The sequence below is a fragment of the Paenibacillus whitsoniae genome (assembly GCF_003955665.1).
Classification (GTDB): domain Bacteria; phylum Bacillota; class Bacilli; order Paenibacillales; family NBRC-103111; genus Paenibacillus_E; species Paenibacillus_E whitsoniae.
In genome coordinates this window covers 1-5,042 of the sequence record NZ_RXHU01000138.1, presented here as the reverse complement: position 1 = coordinate 5,042, position 5,042 = coordinate 1, and the positions used below count along the sequence as shown (strand labels likewise).

Genomic DNA, 5,042 nt, shown 5'->3' with positions numbered 1-5,042 from the left:
TCGTTTTGCCGGCGCCGTTACGTCCGAGCAGACCGTAAATTTTATTCGCTTCGATAGAAAAACTGACACGATCGACCGCCGTCACGCTGCCGTAAGATTTGGTTAGGTTCTGTACCTCTACCACGTTGGTCATTGTCCATTCTCCCCTCTCCGTACCATTTCCGTTAGCTGCTCTACCGTAATGCCCAGCTTCTGGGCCTCTTTCACCATCGTGACGATATATTGTTCGTAGAATTGCTCTTTTCGCTTTTCCATCAGCTTCCGTCGCGCTCCTTCCGCTACAAACATGCCAATTCCGCGTTTCTTGTACAAAATGCCTTCGTCTACCAACAGATTGACGCCCTTGGCGGCTGTTGCCGGATTGATTTGATAAAAAGCGGCAAACTGATTCGTAGAAGGAACCTGCGATTCCTCCGGCATGCGGGACTCGATAATGTCATCCTCAATCCGTTCTGCAATCTGTACAAAAATCGGGCGGCTGTCATCCATTTGAAATGCCATCGCTTTAACCACCACTTTCGTTACTGCATCGGTTAGTTACTCATGTAATTAACCATACAACCAATGGAGTTAAAAGTCAACACTCCTTTCGCAAATTGGGATAATTGCCTAGCGCTTTGGGCAAACCAAGGGAAACGTTGAGCGGAAAGGACGAGGGACATGCGAGCTTATGTGAGATGGGGGATCGCAGGCGCTTGTGCGGCGGCGATTGCCTGGGGTGGAGCTGTGACACACAACGCGATTATGAACGGGCTGCGAATTGGAAAAGGCGTAGTGCACACGGGCTCTATGGGATATAGCACGGATACGGCAGGGGGGGCAACCGCTGTCTTTTCGGGCGCGATTGCGTTAGGAACCTCCTCTGCTCATCAAGCGCATGAGGGGGCTCAGGCAGAGGAGGCACAGGCAGGGAAGATTGAGGCCCGTGCTTGGCGCGGGCTGAACGTTACGGGGGCCCCGCCAGGCGCGGCCCTCCTGAAGGGCCCGTGGGCCCGGGGCCTGCCGCGCAGCGCAGCCGCGGCGGCTGTGGAGAAGGAGAAAGCGGACGAACCGCCGCTCTTCTCCTTCTCCGTGCTCAGCGACGTCCATGTCATGGCGTCGGATCCGGTTTCGCAGCGGCTCCTCCGCGCCGCGCTGGCCGATCATCACGCGCTGCGCCCGGGCAGCAAGCTGCTGGTCTTGAACGGTGACCTCACGGACGGCACCGAACGCGACTACACGAGCCTGCTGAAGCTGCTCGGGGATGTGCCCCATGCCCCAGTGCAGGCGACCATGGGCAACCACGACTACTACGGCGTGTGGCACACGCCGTCGGGGGGCATGGACACCACGCAGATGAATCCGGCGTGGTCCAGCCAGCAAGCGGTCGCGTTGTTCGACCGCATGATGGGCTACGACAAGCCGTACCACGAGCTTGTCGTGGACGGCTACCGCTTCCTCTTCCTGAGCGGGGAAGCGTACCGGGACGTGGACGCCTCCATCGGCGAGGATGCGTATCTCTCGCCCGCGCAGCTCGACTGGCTGCGCGAGCGCCTGGACGACACGGGCCTGTCCACGGCGGAACGCCGCAAGCCCGTGTTCGTGTTCCTGCACCAGCCGCTGCCGCACACGCTGGATGGCACGGACGCTGAACGCGGCGTCGTTCAGCACGAGCAGCTCCGGGCGCTCCTGGAGGAGCACCCGAACGTGATTCTGTTCAGTGGCCATACCCACTGGAACCTGGCCACAACCAGCCAAGTGAAGCGGCTGAAGTTCACCGCCGCGTCGAGCGCCTCCATCCGCCGGGTCTGGAGCGGAGAGAACAAGCCCGAGACCAAGACGATCAGCCAGAGCTTGATCGTCGACGTGTACCCGGGCCGCGTGGTCATCAAGCGCCGTGAGCATACCAGCAAACGCTGGATTCAGCCGGACCATGTCATCGACTGACTGCATTCAGCGTTTCACTGGGCGCCCTCATACTTGGACGCCTCGCCTTGAGCGCCTCACAGGCAGGGAACAGGGCAATGCCTGCAATTAAGCAGNNTTCCTGCCTTTTTGCAGGTATTGCCCGAACTCGCTAGCTTCCTGCCTTTCGGCACCGCAACCCTCATCCCAACTAGCAAAAACACCCGATCCAGGCCGTTAAGCCGGAATCGGGTGTTGTCGGAGCCTTTGTATCCGAACCTGTATAACGGGGCTGCTTGCCCCGCTGCTCCGCTGGGGTGACTTTCCCCCTTAAGTTTCCGACAAATCGCCGTGCGCCACGGTAGCTTTGTCGGAACTATGGGCGGTCATTTCGGAAAAGCGCCTTTAATGGAACTGCTTCAGCAAACGTTTCGCCGTGCCGTTCGGGGTCGTGATGACTTCGTACATGTTGACGACGACGCCGGAATCAACCTGCTCGTTTTTGAGACCCGAGACGACGACTTTTTGCACGCCGCTGGTCAGCTTGCCCGTGCCCATGAGCGACGAATCCTGCGTGCCGACGATGCGGCCCAGGGAGTCCACCATCTCGAATTCGATTTTCGAGAAGCTGGAATCGACAATCACTTGATCCTCGTGCGTAATGTCCATATCGAGTGTGAGTTGGTACGAGTAGTTGCCGCCGCTGTACAGCCAGCTGACCGAGCTGTCGTTGATTTTCAACGAGAACGGATACACCGAAATCGTATCGCCCTCCTCCGCCGTCTGCATCGCCACTTTGTACGTGCCTGCGGATACACTGCCTTCGGACACCGTTTTGCTGTCGTAAACGTTCAGCGCAAACGATTGATCGTCGGACGCCGTTTTGTTCGGCAGCAAGTACGAATAGCTGATCACATAGGAGCTGCCAGGCGTAATTTGTGTACTCACGCCACTTTGGCGCGTACCTGTGTACGTGTTGCCTTTATTGTCGACAAGCGCGTTCTCCAGTTCTGGAAGCGCAAGCGTGTTCGTGCCGTTATTCGTAATCTTGAATTTCGCAATCGCCGTTTTGTAGCCGAGGTCGTCGTTCTCGTGCTCATGCAGCTCGACAAGTGAGACGTCCAGGTTCGCATTCACAACGGAATTGTTCGCAAAAACGAGCTTGTCGCCCAGCTTGTAATTCACCGCTGTCGTGAAGCCGTTTTTCGCTTCGCTTGCGCCTTTGAGCACGAAAACAGCCACAGGCATTTGCCCGGTTGTTGCCCCTGATCCTGCCGCCGTGCTGCCGCCACTCGAAGTCCCGCTTCCCGCCGTCCCCGTACCTGCCCCAGTCGTGCCCGAGCCCGACGTCGTCGTACCGGAACCGCTCGATGTACCTGTGCTGCCCGTACCGGAGCCGACCGATGTCTTTTGCCAGAGCACGAGTTGCGCAGCTTCCGGATCAATGCCCACCGGCAGTGTCGCGTTCAGATAATACGTTGTCGTCTCTCCCGGCGCCAAGAAGCCGCTGCGCTCGCTGCTGTCTGTCGTGGACACCGATGTGCCGGAGTCGCCGAACTGATACGTGCCGACAAAGCTTGGCACAGCCGCAACCGCGTCGCCGTTATTGCGCACGGTGACGACCGATTGCACGTGAACGCCGTCCGCCTGCTTCGCGTATTGCGAGGAAGTTGCTTTGACAACGACATGCTCGCCATCCTGCTGACCGGCGTAGCTTTGTTCCGCACCCAGCGCCGTCGTGTTCAGCGAGCTGTTCATGCTGAGTGTGCCGAGCGATACCTCTTCAGATTGGTTCAAGTAGTAGTATTCCAGATTCAGACCACTATCCGCCACGCTTTTGGTGATAAGCGTTTTGAGCGTCAGCGTATCCTTCTGGCCCGGCAGGAACGTCGTATCCGAGCCGCTGGCCACGGTCGATGTATATTTCATACCGCTGGCATCCACTAGGCGAACCGCCAGATTGGAAGGCAGCTTCACTGAGCTGTTGCCCAGGTTTTTGGCCGACACTTGCGTGTACATGTACCATTTGCCGTTCTCCGTCACGCGCACACTCTGCCCCAACTGGAAGGAGAGTGCCGCATCGATCGACTGCGTGCTGTCAAGCGTGCGCAGATTAATGATTTCCTCCGGCGCCTCCAGCTGCCCCTCGCCAATGACCGATGCAACCGGCAGCATGCCGAGATCGTCCATGAAGTTCGCTTTATTCATATTCCAGCGGACAATATCCACCTTCAAATCGTCAGCCGATTCCCCGGCCGGCAAATTCGCGTAGAAGCGGAAGCTTTCTTCCGAGCCCGGCGCGACCATGCCGCTCTTTTTCTCACTCAGATTGGCCGTATAGCTGTGCCCGCTGCCGTCCGTCACCCGAACGCCGTACTTGTTAAAATCAAGCGATTCATTCTCCCCATTGTGGAACAATACGGAAAATTGCAGGGACGAAGACGACAGCGCCGCCTTCCCCAGCATGAAATAGGATGAGTTCGAGATAAAAACACCCTCGTTCGCCGCATACGCGCTTGGCGCAGGAGCCGCCCACGAAGCAGCCGCCATGGTGCCGGTCAGCAGCAGCGCGAGGCCTGTTTGTTTGATGGAAAGGGATTTGAGATTGGCTTTCATGTTTCTAACCTCCTGATGCCTAATCGAAGCGGAGTGCGTCGATCGGTTTGAGTTTGGATGCTTTATTCGCTGGATACAGTCCGAAAATAACGCCGACAAGTGCGGAGAACAGGAACGCATACAATCCGACATTGAGGGACAGACTCGTCTCCTGGCTTGGATTGATATACGGCCATGCAAGCGATAGCCCCACCCCGGCCAGCAGCCCGATCAAGCCGCCCATGCCGCTGATCAGCGTAGCCTCGACGAGGAACTGCAGCAAAATATTTCTCCGCTTCGCCCCGATCGACTTCCGAATCCCGATCTCTCTGGTCCGTTCGCTGACGGTGACGAGCATGATGTTCATGATGCCGATGCCGCCGACGAGCAGCGAGATCGCTGCGACGGCAACCAGTTGGTTCGTCAGCGTGCTGGACGCCGTCTGGCGAGCGCTGATGAGCTCGGCCGAGTTCAGAATCGTATAGCCGGTTGTGCTTTTAAACTTGTTGTATAAGTAAGCTTCCAGTACGGTCTGCGCCCGGGAAATTTGGTCGGCAGAACCC

At 57.7% G+C, this 5,042-nt stretch carries 6 protein-coding genes; 2 read left to right on the top strand and 4 right to left on the bottom strand.

The window, feature by feature from the left end; translation table 11 throughout:
• Together EJQ19_RS32735 and EJQ19_RS31025 are read right to left on the bottom strand one after the other, a co-directional pair.
• The coding region (locus EJQ19_RS32735) for an ATP-binding cassette domain-containing protein (RefSeq protein WP_126145082.1) at nucleotides 1-133 on the bottom strand (133 nt) is incomplete at its 3' end.
• Entirely contained in the window at nucleotides 130-501 is a 372-nt protein-coding gene (locus tag EJQ19_RS31025; protein WP_126145081.1) for a GntR family transcriptional regulator, read from the bottom strand. The genes EJQ19_RS32735 and EJQ19_RS31025, both read right to left, overlap by 4 nt.
• 525 nt (nucleotides 502-1,026) lie before the next feature.
• Between EJQ19_RS31025 and EJQ19_RS31020 the strand changes: the two genes are divergently transcribed.
• Complete coding sequence (locus EJQ19_RS31020; RefSeq protein WP_164716847.1) at nucleotides 1,027-1,926, top strand: metallophosphoesterase family protein; 900 nt, start codon at nucleotides 1,027-1,029, stop codon at nucleotides 1,924-1,926.
• 97 nt (nucleotides 1,927-2,023) lie between these two features.
• Nucleotides 2,024-2,205 (top strand): hypothetical protein (locus tag EJQ19_RS32295; protein ID WP_206438513.1); only part of this gene is annotated, 182 nt, incomplete at its 5' end.
• Nucleotides 2,206-2,289: 84 nt separating this feature from the next.
• Here the strand turns inward: EJQ19_RS32295 and EJQ19_RS31015 are convergent.
• The gene (locus EJQ19_RS31015; protein WP_126145079.1) at nucleotides 2,290-4,500 is read right to left on the bottom strand and encodes a hypothetical protein; all 2,211 of its coding nucleotides are present in this window, start codon (nucleotides 4,498-4,500) and stop codon (nucleotides 2,290-2,292) included.
• Between the two features lie 19 nt (nucleotides 4,501-4,519).
• The coding region (locus EJQ19_RS31010; protein ID WP_126145078.1) for an ABC transporter permease at nucleotides 4,520-5,042 on the bottom strand (523 nt) is incomplete at its 5' end.